General features: G+C 45.0%; 24 protein-coding genes. 10 read left to right on the forward strand and 14 right to left on the reverse strand.

The window, feature by feature from the left end; all coding sequences use genetic code 11:
* Positions 1-473: 473 nt before the first annotated feature.
* Positions 474-1427: a bifunctional helix-turn-helix transcriptional regulator/GNAT family N-acetyltransferase gene (locus ACXAH6_RS14750; protein ID WP_474878019.1), complete on the reverse strand. Its 954-nt coding sequence runs from the start codon at positions 1425-1427 to the stop codon at positions 474-476.
* 171 nt (positions 1428-1598) lie between these two features.
* Here ACXAH6_RS14750 and ACXAH6_RS14755 point away from each other — a divergent pair, with 171 nt between their 5' ends.
* Genes ACXAH6_RS14755 through ACXAH6_RS14765 form a run of 3 tightly spaced genes read left to right on the forward strand, consistent with a single transcriptional unit; the run spans position 1599 to position 2315 of the window.
* The gene (locus ACXAH6_RS14755; RefSeq protein WP_474878021.1) at positions 1599-1781 is read left to right on the forward strand and encodes a hypothetical protein; all 183 of its coding nucleotides are present in this window, start codon (positions 1599-1601) and stop codon (positions 1779-1781) included.
* 1 nt (position 1782) lies between these two features.
* Entirely contained in the window at positions 1783-1971 is a 189-nt protein-coding gene (locus ACXAH6_RS14760) for a hypothetical protein (RefSeq protein ID WP_474878023.1), read from the forward strand.
* 23 nt (positions 1972-1994) lie between these two features.
* Positions 1995-2315, forward strand: coding sequence for a hypothetical protein (locus tag ACXAH6_RS14765; protein ID WP_474878025.1), 321 nt, complete (start codon positions 1995-1997; stop codon positions 2313-2315).
* A 52-nt stretch (positions 2316-2367) separates the two neighbouring features.
* Here ACXAH6_RS14765 and ACXAH6_RS14770 read toward each other — a convergent pair whose 3' ends face one another.
* On the reverse strand, positions 2368-3276 hold the full coding sequence (locus ACXAH6_RS14770; RefSeq protein WP_474878027.1) for an acyl-CoA desaturase: 909 nt from the start codon (positions 3274-3276) through the stop codon (positions 2368-2370).
* A gap of 14 nt (positions 3277-3290) precedes the next feature.
* A complete protein-coding gene (locus ACXAH6_RS14775) occupies positions 3291-4256 on the reverse strand; it encodes a hypothetical protein (protein WP_474878028.1) in 966 nt (321 codons plus the stop codon).
* Between the two features lie 78 nt (positions 4257-4334).
* Here ACXAH6_RS14775 and ACXAH6_RS14780 point away from each other — a divergent pair, with 78 nt between their 5' ends.
* A complete protein-coding gene (locus ACXAH6_RS14780; RefSeq protein ID WP_474878030.1) occupies positions 4335-4664 on the forward strand; it encodes a metalloregulator ArsR/SmtB family transcription factor in 330 nt (109 codons plus the stop codon).
* A 29-nt stretch (positions 4665-4693) separates the two neighbouring features.
* Here the strand turns inward: ACXAH6_RS14780 and ACXAH6_RS14785 are convergent, their stop codons facing one another.
* The 6 genes from ACXAH6_RS14785 to ACXAH6_RS14810 all read right to left on the reverse strand — a co-directional run bounded on the left by ACXAH6_RS14785 (position 4694) and on the right by ACXAH6_RS14810 (position 11707).
* Positions 4694-5875 (reverse strand): BaiN/RdsA family NAD(P)/FAD-dependent oxidoreductase, encoded by a 1182-nt coding sequence (locus ACXAH6_RS14785; RefSeq protein WP_474878032.1) that lies wholly within the window; start codon positions 5873-5875, stop codon positions 4694-4696.
* An 80-nt stretch (positions 5876-5955) separates the two neighbouring features.
* Positions 5956-7554, reverse strand: coding sequence for a carboxylesterase/lipase family protein (locus tag ACXAH6_RS14790; protein ID WP_474878034.1), 1599 nt, complete (start codon positions 7552-7554; stop codon positions 5956-5958).
* A 74-nt stretch (positions 7555-7628) separates the two neighbouring features.
* The gene (locus tag ACXAH6_RS14795) at positions 7629-8102 is read right to left on the reverse strand and encodes a redoxin family protein (RefSeq protein ID WP_474878036.1); all 474 of its coding nucleotides are present in this window, start codon (positions 8100-8102) and stop codon (positions 7629-7631) included.
* A gap of 9 nt (positions 8103-8111) precedes the next feature.
* Positions 8112-8927, reverse strand: a complete 816-nt coding sequence (locus ACXAH6_RS14800) for a class I SAM-dependent methyltransferase (protein ID WP_474878037.1) — start codon at positions 8925-8927, stop codon at positions 8112-8114.
* Positions 8869-10941 carry an ATP-dependent DNA helicase RecG gene (gene recG, locus ACXAH6_RS14805; RefSeq protein WP_474878039.1) on the reverse strand — a complete coding sequence of 691 codons (2073 nt, stop codon included), beginning with the start codon at positions 10939-10941 and terminating at the stop codon, positions 8869-8871. The genes ACXAH6_RS14800 and recG overlap by 59 nt, the downstream gene beginning before the upstream one ends.
* Before the next feature lie 127 nt (positions 10942-11068).
* Positions 11069-11707: a peroxiredoxin-like family protein gene (locus ACXAH6_RS14810; RefSeq protein WP_474878040.1), complete on the reverse strand. Its 639-nt coding sequence runs from the start codon at positions 11705-11707 to the stop codon at positions 11069-11071.
* 533 nt (positions 11708-12240) lie between these two features.
* On the opposite strand from ACXAH6_RS14810, the gene ACXAH6_RS14815 reads away from it, so the two are divergent.
* Positions 12241-12504: a hypothetical protein gene (locus ACXAH6_RS14815; protein WP_474878042.1), complete on the forward strand. Its 264-nt coding sequence runs from the start codon at positions 12241-12243 to the stop codon at positions 12502-12504.
* Here the strand turns inward: ACXAH6_RS14815 and trmH are convergent, their stop codons facing one another.
* From trmH to gmk, 5 genes are all read right to left on the reverse strand, one after another.
* Positions 12505-13215, reverse strand: coding sequence for a tRNA (guanosine(18)-2'-O)-methyltransferase TrmH (trmH, locus tag ACXAH6_RS14820; RefSeq protein ID WP_474878043.1), 711 nt, complete (start codon positions 13213-13215; stop codon positions 12505-12507).
* Between the two features lie 3 nt (positions 13216-13218).
* Positions 13219-13605: a RidA family protein gene (locus ACXAH6_RS14825; protein WP_474878045.1), complete on the reverse strand. Its 387-nt coding sequence runs from the start codon at positions 13603-13605 to the stop codon at positions 13219-13221.
* Positions 13606-13627: 22 nt separating this feature from the next.
* Positions 13628-15739 (reverse strand): bifunctional GTP diphosphokinase/guanosine-3',5'-bis pyrophosphate 3'-pyrophosphohydrolase, encoded by a 2112-nt coding sequence (gene spoT / locus ACXAH6_RS14830; RefSeq protein WP_474878047.1) that lies wholly within the window; start codon positions 15737-15739, stop codon positions 13628-13630.
* Between the two features lie 135 nt (positions 15740-15874).
* A complete protein-coding gene (gene rpoZ / locus ACXAH6_RS14835; protein ID WP_474878049.1) occupies positions 15875-16147 on the reverse strand; it encodes a DNA-directed RNA polymerase subunit omega in 273 nt (90 codons plus the stop codon).
* 101 nt (positions 16148-16248) lie between these two features.
* Entirely contained in the window at positions 16249-16890 is a 642-nt protein-coding gene (gene gmk / locus ACXAH6_RS14840; protein ID WP_474878051.1) for a guanylate kinase, read from the reverse strand.
* A 149-nt stretch (positions 16891-17039) separates the two neighbouring features.
* On the opposite strand from gmk, the gene ACXAH6_RS14845 reads away from it, so the two are divergent.
* From ACXAH6_RS14845 to ACXAH6_RS14865, 5 genes are all read left to right on the forward strand, one after another.
* Positions 17040-17711: an alpha/beta hydrolase gene (locus tag ACXAH6_RS14845; RefSeq protein ID WP_474878053.1), complete on the forward strand. Its 672-nt coding sequence runs from the start codon at positions 17040-17042 to the stop codon at positions 17709-17711.
* 81 nt (positions 17712-17792) lie between these two features.
* Positions 17793-18728: a hydroxymethylbilane synthase gene (gene hemC / locus ACXAH6_RS14850; protein WP_474878055.1), complete on the forward strand. Its 936-nt coding sequence runs from the start codon at positions 17793-17795 to the stop codon at positions 18726-18728.
* Between the two features lie 4 nt (positions 18729-18732).
* The gene (locus ACXAH6_RS14855; RefSeq protein WP_474878057.1) at positions 18733-19443 is read left to right on the forward strand and encodes a uroporphyrinogen-III synthase; all 711 of its coding nucleotides are present in this window, start codon (positions 18733-18735) and stop codon (positions 19441-19443) included.
* Positions 19444-19447: 4 nt separating this feature from the next.
* Complete coding sequence (locus tag ACXAH6_RS14860; protein WP_474878059.1) at positions 19448-20647, forward strand: uroporphyrinogen-III C-methyltransferase; 1200 nt, start codon at positions 19448-19450, stop codon at positions 20645-20647.
* Complete coding sequence (locus ACXAH6_RS14865; RefSeq protein ID WP_474878061.1) at positions 20644-21819, forward strand: heme biosynthesis HemY N-terminal domain-containing protein; 1176 nt, start codon at positions 20644-20646, stop codon at positions 21817-21819. Before ACXAH6_RS14860 ends, ACXAH6_RS14865 begins: the two co-directional genes overlap by 4 nt.
* Positions 21820-21917 lie beyond the last annotated feature (98 nt).

The following is a 21917-nucleotide window of genomic DNA, read 5'->3' on the forward strand; positions in this document are numbered from 1 at the left end:
TGATCAAACTCTTCAATTAAATATATCGAAATATGAATTGTCGTTGTGACACTCTTTAACGAGTGCCCACACAGATTGTCTTGTTATCAATTTTTAAAGAACAGTGCGAAACTTATCTCTTACAGAGAGTTTTCGCTGCTTCGTGAACTCTTTTAAGTTAGCCCCGAAGCGGGATGCGCATTCTACGCTCCTGGCTCTCTGTGTCAACACTTTTTTGAAAATTAATTTTCGAAGCGTTTCACTGAAACCCGCTTCAGACAAGGCCTGAAGCCCTTCTACGTTTCGGGCTGTTTGGCCTTCCCCGTCGAAGTGGAGCGCATTATAGAGAACTCACTCCTAGGGTCAACACCTTTTTTGAAAAACCCGCGATCTTTTTTCTGATCGCACAAAATGCACACGAAACGTGTGATTTTCATACGAAAAACCACACGTTTCATACGGATCCGTTCGTTACAAAGGGATCAACTGGATCCTCATGCTAATAAATTGAGTTCCATCTGAATATCACAACGCTCATAAGGTGACGCTATACTCTTTACTTCTACAAACCCCAACTTGGTATAAAGGTGAATAGCAGGAGCGAGTTTACGGTTACTTTCGAGAAATAGTTTTGATGCACCCTTGGATTTTGCAAACTTGATGGCTGCATAACCTAGCTTTTCACCGATCCCTAGACCTTGATAGTTGTCATCTACCGCCATCTTAGCTAACTCATAAACACCTGGGTTCATTGCGATCAGCGCGACCGTGCCGCAAATATCTCCGTTTTTCGTCTGAGCGAGTAAAATCTTTCCACCATTATCAAGGATATATTCCTTTGGTGATGTTAATGCTTTCAGATCTGCAGGCTCTAAGGTGAAATACCTTTGTATCCAACGTTTGTTTAATTCATAAAATGCGTTTTGATATTCCAGATCGAACTCAATAATCTTTATATCAGTATACTCTCGCTGTCTGCGCTCGGCTTTAACTCGGTTATAAAATGATTCTTGGTCTAATGCGTTATCCAATCTATCCAACCGTTTTACAAATTCACTATCTACTTCTTCTAATAGAGTTTGCATCGCGCTAGATACATCTGAAAGTTGTGGTTGTAGCGCTCGCCATTCTGATAGCCCTTTTTCCGTCAACGCAATCTTGTTTATTCGTTTATCTTTTGCCGAAGGTAGAGAATGAACAAGCTCTTTTGCCTTCATCTGTCGAATGGTTTTACTAATAAAAGGGTGCGACTGACCTGTTAGGGAGGCTATTTCAGTAATTGCGACACTTTTGTGATCAGACAGGAGATATAAAATCGGAAACCAACTAGGCTCTAACTCCACGCCATACCACTTGTACAAACTAGCCGCATCAGCTGTGAACTTTTCGGCCAGACGCCTAAAACGACTACCCAATGCCGCCGCACCGACTTGTTGCAAGATATCCAAAATACTTTCCCCCTATAAATGCGTAACTAGTTACATTGTTTTACATCAATTGAGACATAAATAGAAGCCGTTTTTGAATTCAGGAGCTCAGTACAGTTATTTTTAACTCTTTTAGATGTTCTTATTTATTTGCTTTTGTAAAAAGCAGACTTTTTGACATAGGAGCAAAGTATGAAAGAAATAACTCGGAACGAAATTGAATGTGTGAGTGGAGGTGTAGTAGTACTAATTCCACCAGCTTTGGGATTAGCAGCAAAGATTACCGGTATCTCCCTAGGGATTACCACTAGTGCTACTATCACTTATCTAGGATTGACTTCAGCTTATCGTTCTCTTTTCAAAGAGGATAACTAGCGTGAAAGAACTCAATATCAACGAAGTTCAAATGGTATCTGGTGGCGCATCAAAGAAAACTGTCGCTCTCTCAGCTGCCCGTATTATCGCTAAAAATGTGGCCAGAGGCTTTTTGTTTGGTTCCGGTGTGGGTACTGTCCTAGCGGTAGCGTGGTTTACTTATGATGTTATTAACGCAGCCAGTAATTAACGATAATTAATCCGGAGGAATACATGACATTTTACAGCAAAGTCATTGCATTAGTTAACCTTGGTGCATTGCTAGCATTACTGTTAAGCCAGAAGCCTGAATTTTACTTACCTGTTCTATTGGGGTTAGTGAGCTCGTTGTGTATTTTCTCCGCGCAAAAACAGAGCGATAAGCTACATCACATTGGTATTATATTTTTATGGCTACAATTAATTACGTTTTTTTTCGTTGCCTATCTGAAAGTGGGTTGGTTGGCAATTGCATTAGGCTTGTTAGCAATGGTTATAACCCGTTCAACTCTTCGCTATGTCGAAAAAGTGCAAGATGAACCTCCCTTCGAGTAACTGCTATGAGATTAAATACCGTCCGTGGTGAAAAATACTATTATGTGAGAATCTACAAATAGGTCGAATCTTCTATACGCTTTAATTCAGGTCTTTCAGGTAAGCTCTCTGGCAAAACAATATTCCACACCAAACCAAAGCGCGATAGCAATTTTAATACATTCCAACCTAAATCTATCTGTCCATCATGCAATGCTAACTTTGCCGAACCAGGGAATGCATGATGGTTGTTATGATAACTCTCGCCCATTGTAAGAATCGCAGCAAAGGGCACGTTGTGACCTTGAACACAGGCACCATTAACATGCCAATCTCGATGACCTTCATTATGAGCATGATAGCCTATTAACCAATGCCCAAAGATAGATACTGAAACTCTAACAAACACTCCCCATATTACCCATGATACGCCGCCCAACATGAACAAAAGCATTGCAATCGGTAACTGTTGGAGCATCCAAGTTTTCTCCATCAATTGATAGACTTTGTCATTGGCTACTTCAGGTTCAATTTGTATTTTTGGAGGGCTTTTCAATTTAATATCGCAAAACAACTGCCAATAAAAATCAGTAAACATCGGCTGTTGATGACCGAAATAGCTGTGACACTGTTCCTGCCTCTGTGCCCAATCACGAATATCATGAGTCCGCATCATACCAAACGGGCCTGCAAGTCCAACGATAACTCCCAAATGAACAAACAAATACTCCATCCATTTAGGGCACTCATAACTTTTATGTATCAACCGCCTATGCATTCCAAGTGAATGCCCTAAACACAAAGAAATCGCTGTCGAAACAATAAATATAATAACGGCATTCCACGAGAATGTGAGCCAACCTCCGATTATCGCTACTAAGAATACGCCACCGACCCAAAACAACTTCAATGGAGACATAATCACTTGCCCTTTACTCGCATTGGCTTGTTGCCCCGTGATAACTCTCTCGTTGCTATACATATTTGAGTCCCCCATCAGATATCTTGGACAGAATGTGGTACGAACAGCTCAGATAAGAGAAGCTCTGCCGTTTTACCAATTGCATATTCCTGCAACGGGCCGAAATACCAGACTGGATCAAGAAATCGAGTGTAATGTATCGTCAAAGTAACTTTAGTTTGTTCGTTATCGTGTTCTTCAAAACGAATTTCTGTTCCCTTTAAATCCATGTAGTTACTTATATAACTAGTATCTTCTAGAAATGTGGTTTTTATGTAATCGTCTGATACTTCAGTCAGCTCAAGTGACATTGACCCAGAGTGCGTATTGGTTACAAACCAGCGGTGATATACAAACTTTATATTATGAACATCTCCAGATGATAGGCTTCCAGCTTCAATATCGGTTGGCATTGGGAACAGGCTAAGTAACCAGTTTCGATCAACATCAAGCTCCATTGGTTGCTTTAATTGAGCTTGAATAACTTCCACAGGCGCATCAATCAAAATATCTCGGCTAACTGAGTAGTCCCGATCAAATTCGAATGAAGGCACAACTCCTTCAAACGCACTGACAACGATTAAAACAGGAAGGGCATGAGCATGTAATGTATTCTTCTTTTTATCATGTAGGCGAAGAACCATTGTATGAAAGAGGTACATGAGAAAAAGTATAAAGAAGTAGATTGGCATGAAAATAACAACACAAACAAAGCCTTCAAACAGTATTATCGAAGTGCCCAACATCACTATAAACGACCATTTCGAAGCATAAACGTAATAAGATCCGACCGTGTCATGCTGTGGTTTCTTTAAAATAGCTAACAATGCTATAGCGACAAAAAATGGTATCCCTACATACAAAAGAGCAGAGGTTTCAAATTCATAAGAATAAAGCAGGCGAATAAATACAGACGTAACACCTATCAAAACGAAGATAAGTATGTTGCGTTTTCTGCTGCTTATTGAAGGCTCGCATCCTTGCTTTTCCGATTCAGACATAGAGTTTTCCTTTCAGCTTAGCTATTATATTCTTATGTCGAATTTAGTTAATTAGCTTTTTAGCTAAATATATAACTCATGAATAACGTATTTCAAGCATTATCGTCATCCGTTAGACGAAAAATATTAGCTTACCTATCTGAGGCGAATTTAACTGCTGGCGAAATAGCAGAAAGATTTGAGATGAGTAAACCCTCGTTGTCAAAGCACCTAAATACTCTTGTTAACGCAAATTTAATTACATCAGAAAAAAAAGGCCAGTATGTCCACTACAGCTTGGTCAGAGAAAATTTGTTCGCGAGTATTAACGATTTTTTGGTGGACTTTTGCCCAGAAGGAAAGCCTCTTAAAACCGAAAGTAAAATGGTGGCTGATCAAAAATCTAATAAGGTAGCGGACTCAGAATAAAAAGTTTTTATGTGCGAAATTCAATCAAACTAAAAATCTTGCGCTGCTGCCCAGGCTGAAGACCACGCCCATTGGAAGTTGTAACCCCCTAACCAACCGGTAACATCCACCACTTCACCAATAAAATAAAGGCCGTCTACCTGCTTCGCCATCATAGTTTTCGATGAGAGTGCATCCGTATCAACACCGCCTAGCGTGACTTCTGCGGTGCGATAACCTTCAGTGCCATTTGGTTTTACTTGCCAGTTGTTCAGCATACTGCCAATGGTTTCAATTTCTTTATGAGTAAATTGCTTAACCGGTTTGTTGGCCCAACCGTTCATCTCAATTAGCGTTTGCGCCACTCGCTTAGGATAGAACTTTGACAAACAGGTTGATAATTGAGTATCAGGGGATTCTTTTTGTTGTGCAAACAGTGCTTCCGTTGCGTCTTCAGTTGGCAGTAAATCAATCGTCAAGGTATCGCCTGCTTCCCAAAATGACGATACTTGCAGCATTGCTGGCCCACTTAACCCACGATGGGTAAATAGCATAGCTTCTCTAAAGCCTGTATTTTGGCTGCTGGCGTAACAATCCACTGCCACACCACTCAACGGAGCCAGTTGTGCTTTGTCTTTATCGTGCAGCGTGAACGGCACTAAGCCAGCTCTGGTCGGCAATACGTTAATACCAAATTGCTCAGCGACTTGATAACCAAAGGGTGTTGCGCCTAGCTTAGGCATGCTCAAACCACCCGTAGCTATAACCAGCTTATTGCATTGATACTCGCCTAACGAAGTGTTCAGTGTATACCCTTCTTCTCGCTTCTCAAGGTTGAGAATTTCACAGCGCGTCGTCACTTTTGCACCGTATTTCTCACATTCAGACAGGAGTAAATCAACGATATCTGAGGCGCTATTGTCACAAAAGAGTTGGCCCAAGGTTTTTTCGTGATAAGGGATACCGTATTCCGCCACCAAGGATATAAAGTCCCACTGGGTATATCGACTTAATGCAGACTTACAAAAGTGAGGGTTTTGGCATAGATAGTTTTCGTGAGACGCATACATATTGGTGAAGTTACACCGGCCTCCGCCAGACATTAGAATTTTGCGGCCCACTTTCTTGGCATGGTCGAGTACTTCGACATTACAGCCACGCTGCGCCGCTTGGGCGGCACAGAATAACCCCGCCGCACCTGCTCCAATAATAATGACGTCTCTTTTTATCACACTAAGTCCCCTCAAATGAGGCGCGGATTATACGTGAAGTCTCATTGAGTCAAAGTACTTTTATCCACCATTGCTAGTATCTATTGTCGGCTCAGTTCCAATGCTTTTTCGACCAAGTCTAATCGTGGGGTCCAAGGATCGGGCCCATGTTGAGCCACACCATCCATATTAAGCAATAGCATATTATGTTTGTTGGTGTCATAAGGAAGCCAGTTAGGTAGACCTGGGCCATTAGGATCGCCAAACTGAGCAAAATTCATCAAATAACGATGCATAATTTTACCCGCCTGCTTATCTTGATCCGTCATAGTTGGCCCGTATTTTTCCGCCACTGTACTGAAAAAATAGGGAATATCAGACGCATGTTGCGCACCTTGCCCGTCTCGGATGTACTGAGCAACGTAATCAAACCGATAATAAAAGGCGTCTTGCCCCATTACCGTAACTTGGTTGGCAATAAACCGCGCTGGCTCTTGCATCATGCGATCTTGACCCACCTGGTATCCAACCGCAGCCAATGCCTTTTCACCATTAGGGTCATAAGTGGCTTTTGCCTCATCGGCAAGTTCACCAAAACTAGCAAACAATGCCTCTTTAGAAGGGAAAAAGGAAAAGCCAATATCTTGGCTGGTTGCGCCAACCATTACTGGCACTTTCGCAATGCGCTGCTGTTCGAATTGTGCCTCAAGATTGTCAGTCATAATACTGCCATCCATGATCGGGCCTGAATACGTGGGTATGCCCTCAAATTTAGGCGACATTGCCGCCAAATTTAAACCATCAACAACCGCCTCGGCAGGTAATGCACGCAGAGCCGCAAGAGTCTGTGATTCGGCACTATCAGGATTGGTAATCTGCTGACTTTTCGCAAAATTGACGCCCACTGCTTCGGCAGACAAGTTTGTATCACTTGAAAGTGGCATTGCCGCAAGTAGCCCTCTTCCACCACCTGACATGATGGCCGCGCGATGATATAAACCTTGAGCTTGTTGGGCTTGCAGAAGCGCTTGAACAGATACCGCCCCCGCAGATTCTCCAACAATCGTTACATTGTTTGGGTCACCTGCAAATTGGGCAATATTGTCTTTCACCCAATTTAGCGCCGCAATTTGATCCATAAATGCATAGTTGCCTAGCTGTGCATTATCACCCTTGGCGTTTGCTTCTGCCGTTAGCGCTGGGTGAGCAAAAAAACCAAAGCGACCTACGCGGTAATTAAAACTAACGAAAACCGCACCATATTTTGCGAACTGAGCGCCATTGTATACGTCGGGAGAAGAACCGCCATTAACGAAACCGCCCCCATAAATCCAAACAATAACGGGATATGCCCCTTCTTTCGGGGCTTTTTTAGGGCGCCACACATTGGCGTACAAGCAATCTTCTGCAGGCTCAACGCCAAGTGGAGCGGCGTCACTAGGAAAGGGAAGTTGCATACAATCTGGGCCAAAATCAGTTGCCGCTTGAATGTTCTGCCAAGGCCGGACTGGTTGAGGAGGCTGCCAGCGAAGATCCCCAATAGGCGGCGCTGCATATGGAATGCCTTTATAGATTATTGCCTTGCCCTCAACAATGCCTGTGATGCTCCCACCTGTTACCTGTACTTCAGTATTCACATCACCACATCCAGCTAACGCCACAACCAATGCCACTATCAAAGCCCAACTGTTTTTAAACAACTTCTTTCCCCTCACCGATAAAAACAAAAAAGCCGCGACGATCAACGACGCGGCAACAGCCTAATTCAATTCACTTATAGTGCGTTTAGCATAGTTTCTGCGTCGCTGACCTTAAATTGGCCTGGGTCGTCTACAAACAACTTCAATACAACACCGTCTTCCACCAACATCGAGTAGCGTTGAGAACGAATACCACCAAAGTTACTGGTATTCATCGACAAGCCAATGGCGTCAGAAAAATACGCGTTACCATCGCCAACCATCAACAATTCTTCGGCGTTATTTGCTTTGCCCCAAGCATCCATAACAAACGCATCATTTACAGATACGCAAATAATACTGTCGACACCTTTTGCTTTGATTTTATCTGCCAAGGCAACATAACCGGGCAAATGCGCCGCAGAGCAAGTTGGCGTAAAGGCACCGGGAACGCCAAAAAGTACCACTTTTTTATCGCCGAATAATGCGCCTGTGTGCGGGTTTGTCATTTCGCCGTTTACTAACAAGCTAAACGTGACTTCGGGTAATGTACTACCAACTTGAATCATTACTGTCTCCTAATGGTTTTGACAAAGGTAAACATCAAAGCGATGTTTTTTACTGGTTATTGCCATAGATGGCTGTTGGCCAGCGAGCACCTCTGCGGTATTCGGGCGTTTCACCACCACTCTTTTATTTGCTACTTTTAACGCTGGGCCAAGTAAATCACATTGATCGTCATCTGGCCCTAACAGTTGTTGAAAAAGGCGCATTTCTTTTTTAACCAAGGCCGACTTCTTTTTATGCGGGAACATTGGGTCTAAATACACACTATCAACCACATCGCCCTGCCACTCGGCTAGCACCTCTATACTGTTACCATGTATCAAGTTTATCTTTTCTGCAAGTTCTGGCGCTTGGTTTTGCAAGCGATAAATACCGTCGTCTAGCAGCGCAGCCACGATGGGAGAACGCTCAATTAGCGTGACATTACAGCCTACAGCAACCAAAACAAAGGCGTCTCGGCCCAAACCCGGTGTCGCATCAATTACAGTAACGGGTTTATTACCTTTAACACCCACTGCTTTTGCAATCGGTTCTTTTACCCCACCACCGTGTTGTTTTCTATACTGACTACCACCAGAAAGAAAGTCGACACTCACGCCATTCAGTTTAGGCTCATCGAAGTCTTTCAGGACTAGCATTTCTGCTTCCCAGCTCAACCCTAAACCTGCGGGTTGCTCGTTATTAATCGTTAAATGATAAGCCTGAGCTAGCGCAGCTGAACGTTGTCGCTCGTATTCAGAGGCATCTTCAGCTAGATAAATCACGATATCAGGCATGGCCATATTGTTCTTTAGCTCCAATCCAGCGATTAATAATTGCTTGCGCATGGCGCGGGTACGCTTCCCACAGTGTAGTCGCTATCTGCTGTACTTGAGGGATCAACTCGGCGTCGCGCACCAAGTCTGCTATTTTTAGTTCTGCCATACCGGTTTGTTTTGTACCCATCAATTCTCCCGGCCCTCTAATTTCCAAATCTTTTTGGGCAATGTAAAAACCGTCATTCGACTCTCTTAATACGCCAAGTCGTTTAGTCGCAGTTTTGGATAGTGGAGATTGATAAAGCAGTACGCAATGGCTTTCTACTGCTCCACGCCCCACTCGGCCGCGCAACTGATGCAATTGCGCTAACCCTAACCGCTCTGGGTTTTCAATAATCATTAAGCTTGCATTAGGCACGTCTACGCCCACTTCGATGACCGTAGTTGCCACCAATAAATCCAAATTACCGGCTTTAAATTCCGCCATGACACTCTGTTTTTCTTGCGCCTTTAAGCGACCATGAACCAGGCCTACTTTTAAATTTGGTAGAGCGGTTCGCAAGGTCACTGCTGCATCCTCTGCCGCTTGGCATTGCAACACTTCCGACTCATCAATTAACGTACACACCCAATAAGCCTGACGCCCTTGTTCCGCACACGCCTGTTGTACTCGCCCAATCACATCTGCCCGTCGCGAATCCGGCAAAGCGACGGTTTTTACCGGTGTTCTGCCCGGAGGAAGCTCGTCTATAATCGAGGTATCTAAATCGGCATACGCGGTCATCGCTAAAGTTCTTGGAATAGGTGTTGCAGTCATGATCAATTGATGTGGGAAACGCCCTTGTTGCTCACCTTTTTCGCGCAATGCTAAACGCTGATGTACGCCGAATCTGTGTTGTTCGTCTACAATCACTAGCGACAATTGCTGATAATTCACGTTTTCCTGAAAGATCGCATGCGTACCTACGAGCATTTGAATATGGCCGTTTTCCAATTCTGTCAGTACTTGCTCTCGCGCTTTTCCTTTGAGTTTACCGGCTAACCAGCCTACTTCGATCCCCAGTGGTGAAAGCCACTCTCTAAAATTATTGGCATGCTGCTCGGCAAGGAGTTCTGTTGGTGCCATTAGCGCAACTTGATACCCAGCACCTATGGCAGAAAGTGCAGCTAATGCTGCCACCAGAGTTTTACCCGAGCCCACATCGCCTTGCACCAACCTCATCATAGGTCGAGGCTGGCGCATATCCTGTTGAATTTCTTCCACCACTCTTTGCTGCGCGCCGGTCGGAGAAAACGGCAAAGCACTGAGGAGTTTATCGATTAACGGTTGGTTTATGTTAATCGCAATACCCGGTTGCGCGTCTGATTGCTGACGCACTTTTAGCACACTCAAATGATGAGAAAGTAACTCTTCGAGAATGAGACGTTTTTGGCTCGGATGCGCGCCCTCTTCCAATAAACTCAGATTAATATCTGGCGATGGTCGATGCACTGTGTACAACGCTTCTTTAAGCGATACTTGTTGCTGATACATGCCACTGGGCAGTAAATCTTCTAACACGCCCTTATCGAGCATTTTTAACGCTTGCTCGGTTAAGTTGCGTAACGTCAATTGCTTTACCCCGTCAGTAGTGGGGTACACAGGCGTTAACGACTCTTGCATGTCATTATTGTCTTCATCCACTAATTGGAATTCTGGGTGCATCATTTCTAGCCCCCACTTTCCGGTACGGATTTCGCCGAAACACCGCAGTACATTGCCCGGTGTCATTATTGCCCGTTGGGCAGCTCCAAAATGGAAAAAGCGCAGCGTGATCCCACCAGTGTTATCAGCTAACTTCACCACCAACATGCGCTTTTTGCCATATTGGATATCAGCCGTCATCACCGTACCCTGTATACTCACATGAGTGAAGGGTCGGCAGTCAGCTAATGGATAAATGCGGGTGCGATCTTCATATCGAGAAGGAAGATGAAATAGAATATCTTGAATTGTATTGAGACCAATTTTGGCCAACTTTTCTGCCACTTTAGCCCCAACACCTTTCAATGCTGTAATAGGCGTGGCCGCAAGAGACGGCATTAACGCAACCCTGTGTTTTCGTCGTAATTTATTCGATTTGCAGTGTACTCGATTGCGCTAAGGTTGGCGAGTTGAACCATCTCGCCAACCTACGGAGGTAGCCCCTCCACTCTCATTTGAATCTTAGCTATTCTGTCATCCCGGTAGCTTTGAGGGCTTTAGCAACCTGCTTAACTAATTCGGCTGAGGGACGTACCTGATAATTAGGGTTCACATAACTAAATTGGACACGCCCCTGCTTATCCACAATAAATATTGCGGGTGCAGGTAAAACAGGTTGGCCAGTTTTGTCTTTGGTCAGCACAATGTTGTAGCCCGCGTATTTGATACTCGTTGCTTTATCTACATAGTAGGCAATACCAAAATCAGTGACCGCGGAAAGTGTATGATCGGAAAGAATGGTTGCCTGCATCTCAGTTTTTAATTTCTGGGCATTGAGGCGCTCAACACTTTCAGGAGAAATAGCGAGAATTTGGTACCCCATCGCCACCAAATCACTTTCAATATCTTTGAGCTCAGCTAACTGTCGATTACAGTAAGGGCACCAACCACCGCGATAGAAAACAATAATAGCCGGCCGGTTTTTAACCGTTTCAATTAATGAGATAGCCTCACCGTCGGCGGTAAATACCTGACTATTTGGAATTGTAGTGCCGTCTAACAGCGGCGTTACCTCTTCTGAAGAATCCGCAATACCCGACCCAGCCCAAACAGGCTGGCATAAAAGTGTCAAAAAACTGGTGAATAATAACGCAGTGAAACGCATAGTATGTATTCCATTTAAAACCTAAGTACACACAAGACCTGTTTATTCGGAAAATGCTTTCAAATATGCTGTGTCGACTCAATTGGGTATTCAGTGTTTACAGACTATGTTGCTTGATTTTACAGTGAAAAAGTTAATTTTTGTCGACAAATGTAGACGAATCGCTTTCACTCAGGCAAACTGCTCTTCTGAACATTCGTATAATTTACGGTTCAGACTATTGTGAGAAAACTCCCACAATAAAAGGAGTAGTATTTAGTTTGCAATCTGCTAACTAAAATCAAGGAAAGGCTTCATTTGTGATAGCGTTTTTAGCCATAAAGCAAGACGTTAAAACTCATCTACCTTTTTTTCTTGAAATTGAATGCGGTCTTAACGGCGAGAGTTTTCGTCTGTCAAGCGCAAGGCCACGTCTGAAGTGAAAACGTGCATGCTAAATTTGCTTTAAACACTGAGCATTAGCGGTAATTAGTACGAATTTTAGATCGGTATCAATTCGAGTGATAGATCTTGTGCTAGTATAGGGTGGAGCTTTGGCAGTTAAGCATGCTAGGAAAGAAATTGTGCAACATGGAGCTAAAATGAGTTCAAAATTTAGTATTTTGTTAATGCTCACTGGGATTGTATGTCTATATACAAACCACCTGATTGCAGGCGTCATTGTGATGTTGATCGGAGTACTTTGTATTCCTCGTCAAAGAACAGAACAACAAGCCGCAAAAAAGGAAAATAAGCCTCAACCGTTCGTAAATGGCGGGCTGGCAGGCACTACAGAAACAGGGTCTAAAGGGGGCTAGTTATTTCAGCCCCACCTCATCACTAAAAGCCGCTTTCGACAATTGTAATTGTTGCCACCACGTTTCATCTTCATCAATTTTACCATCAGCATCAATCTTCGGGTATTTCATCCCTTTCTGTTTTACTACTGGTAATAATCGCGGGTAGCCGCCTTCAAACAGCATACGCTGGCATTCTTCTTCATCGAGATGTTGCACATCGTACATGCCCGCAATTTGACGTTGTCTTTGGGCTTCGTACAACACCAATGCCGCTGCCACAGACACATTGAGAGATTGCACCATGCCTACCATGGGAATAACAATATCTTGATCCGCCATGGCAATAGCTTCGTCAGTGGCGCCATATTTTTCTTGGCCAAATAACACTGCAGTAGGTTTGGTGTAATCAATCTCTCGAAAATCTACCGCTTTATCAGACAAGTGAGTAACGAGCACTTGCATGTTTTGCGACTTCAAATGCCCAATTGCATCACCAATGGTATCGTGATTGGTTACTCTCACCCACTGCTCACTCCCCATCGCCGTGCCAGCGCGCAGCTTGTATTTTTCTTCCCATGTCGTATGTACGCGATGAATGCCAATAGCATCACAGGTACGAACGATGGCAGAAACATTATGGGGCTTATGGACATTCTCCAGACAAACCGTCAAATCCGTTTGTCGCTTGGCCAGCATGTCTCGAATTCGCTGGTTTCTCTCTGGAGACATGCTTTACTCCGGTAATTCCATCACGCCATCAATTTCAATTTGCGAACCTTTTGGCAATTCTTTGATGCCAATTGCCGCACGTGCAGGATAAGGCTGAGTAAAGTACTTCGCCATAATTTCGTTAACAGTTGCAAAGTTACCCAAATCAAGTAAGTAAATATTTACTTTCACTAGGTCATTTGTTGTACCGCCAGCGGCATCACATACCGCTTTGATATTTTCAAACACTTGTGTCGCTTGTTCGGCAAAGTCTTCAGACACAATTTCCATGGTTTCAGGTACCAAAGGGATTTGGCCAGAAAGGTATACCGTCGTGCCAGCTTTTACCGCTTGGCTATAAGTACCAATAGCTTGTGGCGCTCGATCGGTTTGAATAATCGATTTAGACATAATAATTCCTGTTTTCTTGACGTTATTGTTGTCGAGATTGACTGTGTCTGGAAACTCGCTGCACTTCAGGCATAGTGCGAATTTTTCGCATTACATTCGCTAAGTGCACACGGTTATGCGTGGTTATCTCCAGGTCGATAAAGTATACATTACTTTCCTTTTCTTCGGTCTGGAGACCAATAATATTTGAATCACAACTCGCAATGGTGTTGGTGAGTGTTGCCAACGTACCCTGATGATTGAATAACTCTACGCGCAACGACGCCTTAAATTCGCCTTGTGCGTTGTCATCCCATTCCATCGGCAAAACACGTTGTGGCTCTTCCTTGGCAAGTCGACGAATATTGGTACAACCGGTTTGGTGAATCGTCATGCCCTTACCAGGACTAAGCACAGCTACAATTTCGTCATCGGGGATCGGGTGACAACAACGCGAATAAGTGACCAACAGACCTTCGGTCCCACGAATTGCCACGTTGCCTTTTTTCTCAGGCAGATCAGGGCTTTCACCCATCAAGCGGCGGGCAACAATGGCACTAAGCTCATTGCCTAAACCAATATCTACCAGTAAGGATTCAAAATCCTGATGTTTGGTTTCTGCCACCACGCGGTCGATATCAGATTGCGCAATGTCATCTAACTTCACCGTGCCCAAGGCATGGCGAAGCAAGCGATTACCCATGTTAACTGCTTCTTGAGACTGCTGCTTCCGCAGATATTGCCGGATACGGGTACGAGCACGAGCACTGACAACAAAGTTAAGCCAGTTGGCGTTGGGTTTCGCTTTCGGCGAGGTGATAATTTCTACCGTCTGACCGTTTTCAAGCGGCTTGCTTAAGCTGTAGTTGCGGCGTTCTACACGCACACCTACACAGGTGTTACCCACATCAGAGTGAACGGCATAAGCAAAATCTACTGCAGTCGCACCAGCAGGTAGCTCTATAATGCGACCATCAGGGGTAAACACGTAAATTTCATCGGGGAACAGGTCAGTTTTTACGCTCTCGATAAACTCGAAAGAGGAACTCGCGCTTTGTTGTAGTTCCAACAAAGTTTGCATCCACTTGCGCGCGCGCAATTGCGCTGTTGTATCACTGTCACCGGGTTCTTTATACATCCAGTGAGCCGCCACCCCTTTGTCAGCCATTTGATCCATGGCTTCGGTACGAATTTGTACTTCAACGGGAATTCCATGAGGCCCAATCAAGGATGTGTGCAGTGACTGATAACCATTGGTACGCGGGATCGCAATGTAATCCTTAAAGCGTGTTTCAATGGGCTTATATAAACCATGCATGGCGCCCAACGAGCGATAACAATTATCGACACTTTGCACCACAATACGAAAGGCGTAGATATCCATGACTTCATTGAACATCAGCTCTTTGTTTTTCATCTTGCGATAGATGGAATACAAGTGCTTTTCACGGCCCAGTACGGTGGCTTCAATCTGATACTCATCCAGTCGGGTCGCCAATTCTTCCCGAATGTTTTCAATGATTTCTTTTCGATTGCCTCTGGCTTGCTTCACTGCTGACTTTAATGCCCGATGACGCATGGGATACATAGCCTGAAAGCCTAAGTCTTCCAGCTCGTTTTTCACGTCATGAATACCCAAACGATGGGCAATCGGCGCATAAATCTCCAACGTTTCTAATGCAATTCGGCGGCGCTTATCCGGTCTTAACGACCCCAATGTACGCATGTTGTGAGTGCGGTCAGCGAGCTTAATCAATATCACTCGAATGTCCTGCACCATCGCCATCATCATTTTGCGAAAGTTTTCTGCCTGAGCTTCTTGCTTAGTACTGAAAGCAATTTTATCAAGTTTACTCACGCCTTCGACTAATTCGGCCACAGTTTGGCCAAACGCATCAGCGAGGTCTTCAAAAGTAAAATGGGTATCTTCGATCACGTCGTGGAGCAAGGCTGCCATCAATGTTTCGTGATCAAGGTGCATATCGGCCAAAATACTGGCCACGGCGACAGGATGGGTAATATAAGGGTCACCGCTAGAGCGCATTTGACCGTCATGGGCTTCATGCGCCAAGACAAAGGCATCTTGTACCAGCTGAACGCGTTCAGACGGCAAATAAGCGGACGCTTTTTGTTTTAACCCTTCGAATAGATACACGTGTTAGTGTAACTCCAGCATTATCATAGAGTTTTAAGAATACGGGGTAATTTTCGAATTGCCAATGGCAAAACGCCAGTGAGTAACATACTTTACTCACTGGCGCTGTCATATTTGACTTACAGCTAGTTGACCTTATTGGTCTGCAAGAATGTTTGCAACCGATGCAAACTCTGCACGCTCTTGCTGCTCTTGATCACGCAACTCTTCTTGTTCGATAGAAGCAGAAGTGACAAGACCTTCTTCGATTTCACGCAAAGCCGTTACTGTTGGCTTGTCGTTACTTACATCAACAAGGGGCTCTTTGCCTTCAGTCGCGATTTGACGTGCACGACGTGCCGCAACTAGTACTAGATCAAAACGATTACCAATTTTATCTACAGCATCTTCAACTGTTACGCGAGCCATGTCTCTCTCCGAATGCGACGGGTTATCTCTAAAATGGCCGCGTAGTATACAATAACGCAACCGTACAGGGTAGCCCTAGATGCAAGGATTTTTAGCGATCTTTACTGATCACCCACTAATTGATCCAATAGATCTTGATATCTCAACTGCTGTTTCGCCGTTAATTGGCGTTGAGCGGCAACAATATGGTTCAGCGAAGACAAGGCTGTATCAAAGTCATCATTGATCAACACATAGTCAAATTCATCATAATGGGACATTTCAGATACCGCTTCGCTCATTCGCGCGGCGATCACTTCTTCACTGTCTTGCCCGCGATTGGTTAGGCGTTCTTTTAACACAGCAACCGACGGTGGCAGAATAAAAACCGTACACGTTTCAGGCATAAGGGCTTTCACCTGACGCGCGCCTTGCCAGTCGATATCTAAAAATACATCGACACCTTTATGCAGAGTTTGTTCGATGGTTTCCCGTGATGTGCCGTAGTAGTTACCAAACACTTCTGCGTATTCAAAAAAGACGCCTTTGTCTATTAAGCGTTCAAACTCTTCGTGGTCAACAAAATGATAATGCACGCCGTCTTCTTCACCTGGGCGAGGCTTACGCGTGGTATGAGACACAGATACTTGCACTGGAAAGTCGGGATGAGAACCGTGTTTTTCCAATAGCGCTTTGATAAGGCTTGATTTTCCGGCTCCCGAAGGGGCGGCAAGGATAAATAGATTTCCGAGTAAAGCAGACATGTAGTAACTAATTCATCATTCAGTCGGTTGGCATACGTCGCAAGGTTAGCATAAATCGATGCATTGCGCCTATTTTACTGATTTCACCCGTAAATCTATTCATGCTATCTTCATAACCCAATAACAGATTATCAAAGGCCTTGTACGGTATGTCAGACACCTTGTTACCCTATGTTGAAATTAACCCAAGTCAAACCCCTACCGCTACCGTGATATGGCTGCATGGTTTGGGTGACTCCGGCCACGGGTTTGCGCCAATAGTGCCCGAGTTACAGTTACCAGATTCAATGTCGGTAAGATTTGTGTTCCCACATGCGCCAGAAAGGCCAGTCACCATTAACAATGGGATGCGGATGCGCGCTTGGTATGACATCAAGTCGTTCGATTTTAACAGCCGCGCCGATGTTGAAGGCGTCAAGGATTCTGCTGAGCGCGTAGAAAAGCTCATTGAAGCAGAAATTGCTCGGGGTGTACCCGCCAACCGCATCATACTCGCCGGGTTTTCACAAGGCGGTGTGATTGCTCTGCATTTAGGTACGCGTTTTGGTACTCAACTGGCCGGTATTTTAGCGCTATCAACTTATATGAGCGAACCGGGAACGTTGGCGTCTCAGGCTCATGAAGCCAACAAATCTACCTCGATCATGATGGCTCACGGTGAACATGACGAAGTAGTACCTATTTTTATGGGGAATGCCGCTTACCAAACCCTTAAAGAGAATGGCTACGATGCAAGTTGGCACACCTATAATATGCAACACAATGTATGTATGCCTGAATTAAAAGACATCGCTAGCTGGATGCAGAAAGTGTTGCCTTAAAGATCGAGATCAATCTCGTTCACGCACAAACGTAGATAATAGCCAGACCTTTCTGGTCTCAATTGAAGTAATAGGTGAGTCATGACTCAAACCTCAGCACGCACAATTCGTATTGCCACGCGCAAAAGCGCATTAGCCTTATGGCAAGCCGAATATGTAAAAGCCGCCCTTGAACATCATCACTCGGGGTTGAGCGTAGAACTGGTCCCGATGAGTACACAAGGCGATCGCATCTTAGACACCCCTTTAGCCAAAATTGGCGGTAAAGGTTTGTTTATAAAAGAACTGGAAGTTGCCATGTTAGAAGGCCGAGCTGATATAGCGGTGCATTCGATGAAAGACGTGCCAGTGGCGTTTCCTGAAGGGTTTGGTTTACATGCGATTTGCGAGCGCGAAAACCCTTTTGATGCGTTCGTTTCCAACCAATATGACGCTATTGATGCCTTGCCGCAAGGTGCTTTGGTGGGCACATCAAGCCTACGCAGGCAGTGCCAATTACGCAAATATCGCCCCGACCTTGTGATCAAGGATTTACGCGGCAACGTGAATACCCGCTTGGCTAAGCTGGACGCAGGAGAATACGACGCAATCATTCTCGCGTCTGCAGGGCTTATTCGCCTTGGAATGGCTGACAGAATCACCCAACCCATTCCTGCAACCCTCTCTCTGCCAGCCGTTGGACAGGGCGCGGTGGGTATTGAATGTCGCGATGATGACCACGAACTGATTGCCCTGTTGGCGCCACTGAATCACGATGCTACGGCCACGCGTGTCACTGCAGAACGAGCGATGAACGCTACGCTAGAAGGAGGCTGTCAGGTACCAATTGGCAGTTTTGCGACTATCGATGAGGATCAGCTTACACTAAAAGGCATGGTAGGCAGCGTCGATGGAGAAACCTTGTTATTTGCTGAAGCCTCCGGTGATATAGCAGATGCTGCAGCGATTGGCGATAAAGTTGCCAATGACTTACTCGCCCAAGGTGCAGGTGAGCTGCTCAAAGCATTATACGACTAACCGCATGTATTTATTAACCCGCCCATTGGAAAAGGCACAGACCAGTGCTGCGGCTTTTGCCAATGCGGGGATTAGCGTTAATGTGGTGGCGTTAGTGTCGACGCCACCAACGCCAACAGCCCTATCCCAATTCACGCAATTATCCCTTGCGCGGCCAGATATAATGGTTGTCACCAGTACACAGGCCGCAAAACTCATTGTGCAGCATTTGTCGCCAAACACCATACAAAACCCCATGATCGCCATTGGCGAAACAACCTATGGTTTACTGAAAAATGCAGGCTTCAACACACTTTGCCCAGCAGAGCATACCTCAGAATCCTTACTTGCTCTGCCCATCGTCAAGCATGTGAATAACAAGTCGGTAGCAATAGTCAAAGGCGCTGGCGGCCGCACGTTGATCAATGATGCATTGTTTGAACGTGGTGCTATCATCACTCAATACAATGTATACGAAAGAAAGGCACTAACGCCGGCTGTCGCCACGGGCGCTGTTGATAAATCTCTTGTCAGTGGCGTGATTGCCACCAGTGCAGAGTTGGCTCATTTACTGATAAAGCAATACCCTTGGCTTGCCGACCATCCAGTTCCTTGGTTAACCGTGAGCGAACGCATCGCTGAAATATTGAAAGAAATGGGTATGACCAATATATCGGTAAGTACTGGCGCAAGTGACAAGGCATTGATAAAGTGGGTGCAGGATTTTTGGGAGTAAATGAATGAACGAAGGTTCAGATAAGACGGGCCAAAACAACAAGCTGGCCGAGTTAGAAGCAAGCTTGACAACAAAACGTACTGCTTCGAGTACAACGGCAAGTCGTAAGAAAAGCGAAAAAGACACAGCTCAATCGAACCCTAAGCCTAAAACCGTGATGTTATGGGCCTTGGTGGTATTGAACTTCGCGATACTGGCCTGCGCCCTTGCTGGCGCGTGGTATTTTGTTTACCCCAAATATCAATCACAACAAATGATGGAAGCCGATTACGCTCGCCTTAAGCAGCGTATGCAAGCACAAGAACAAGATTTATCACAAACGAAATTAGCACTCACTAACCAACAACAAAAGAATGAAAAGCTGGCGCAACAAAGTACAGCTGAAATTAACGCGCTGGCTAACCAAGCTAAAGAAAATGCCCAATCATTGTACGAAGCAACCAGCAAGCTCGAGTCGCTAGATGGCCGCCGCCCTGCAGATTGGCTCATTGCTGAAGCAGATTATCTGGTACGTATGGCTGGCCGCAAAGTTTGGTTAGAAAAAGATACACGCACGGCGATCATGTTACTCGCTAACGCCGACCAACGTTTGTCTGAATTAGCAGACCCTTCATTGTTACCGGTAAGAAGTTTGATCGCGGAAGATATTCAAACATTACGCCAAGCTAACCCTGTCTCACTCACTAGCATTGCTCTCGCGTTGAACGGCTTAACCGCAAAAGTGAACTCTCTGCCATTGAACACAATTCAACTCCCTGACCTCACTCAGGCCGAGCAGGACACCGAAGTAAGCGACTCAATAGCCGATTGGCGGGCAAACTTAAGTAAAGCATGGGACGACTTTACATCTAAATTTATCCGTTTACGCCATCGTGAAGCCCCCGTAGAACCAATGATGACACAAGCTCAAGAATGGTTAGCGAAAGAGCAACTAAAATTGCAGCTGCAAACAGCACAAAGTGCGGCGTTGAAAGCTCAACCCACGCTCTATCAAGCAGCTTTGGATCAAGCGCTCACCATTATTCACGAGCAATTCGATACCCAAACCCCACAGGTACAAGGGTACATCAACGGCATCAACCAGCTTAAATCCAGTGATGTGGCTGAAGTGCTGCCTAGTGAGTTAGCCAGCCAAGCGGCATTAACACAATTGCTTGAGAGTCGTGTTAATCATGTATTCGGTCAAGGAGCGAATGCATTATGAGGCGTTTAGTCATTTACCTCGTGATTTTTGTATTGGCGCTATTGGCCATGATAGTCGCGCCATCACTGGTGGGCGAAGAAGGCTACGTACTTATTTCATTGGGATTATGGACCTTTGAAACCACCGTGGTTTACGGTGTCTTTATACTTTTGATAACAGGTTTCGCCGTTTATCTACTCGCCAAGCTGATTTTAAAAAGCTTGGGCATGATGAAAGGCTCCAGCCACTGGCTTGGTACTTGGGGAAGCCGCAAGAAGCAAGCCGCCTTCGAGCGAGGATTACACGCCATGATCCAAGGTGATTTTTTGGCTGCTCGTGAGCACATGAAAAACACTGAGTCGGGCGATTTCGATGGGGTTAATTACCTCGTGACGGCTCAAGCGGCAAAGGCGTTAGGCGAAGTAGACAAAGTTGACTATCTTTTAAACCGAGCGGCAGAATCACCGGCTGCTGAATATACCGTGCAAATAATTAGAGCAAGGCATGCTATTGAAGCTAACGATGCAAAATCAGCCCTGCGCTACCTCGATAATGTCGACGAAAACAAAAAACACACTGCCGCATATAAAAAGTTGTATGCCAGCGCGTTAGCCGCCGCGGGAGAGTTTGAAAAGCTGGAAGGTTTACTCAAACCCTGGAAAAAAGCTCTAGGAAACGAGTATCAACACTGGCAACAACAAATTGCAAAAGGCAGGCTGTCTGAAGTGGCAAGTAAACAAGGCGCAATTCAATTAGACGCTTTTTGGCAATCTCTACCAAGAGCGCAGCGCAACGACTATGGCTATCGCGCAGCGTACATTGAACAATTGTTGGCGCAAGGCATGCACCAGAACGCAGAGCGTTATTTGCTAGAATGGCAAAAGAAGTCTCCCGACAACACCTTGTTACCGTTAATGGCTAAACTACAATTAGCCAACCCTGCAAGTGCAATAAAGCGGTTGGAAAATTGGATTAAACAAGATAGCGATAACGCCGAGTTATACAGTATTCTTGGGCAAATCGCTTATCGCGCCAACGACTTCGTTTTAGCCGAGAAAGCATTACAAAAAGCGGTGTCTCTATCGCCCTCGCCTACAGATTTACAATTGTTAGCCGCAATTAAAGAGCATGAATCTCAGCCCGACCAAGCCTTGGCATTGTATAAACAAAGCATTGGCTCTCGACACGAGTAACAACGCCGTTACCAACATTTTGAGCGGTTTTTACAACAACAATTAACGTAAAGACTGTTGTGTGCTCATTCTTGTGCGGTATGATGAAACGCATAATA

Source organism: Alteromonas sp. ABE4_545 (assembly GCF_056161325.1).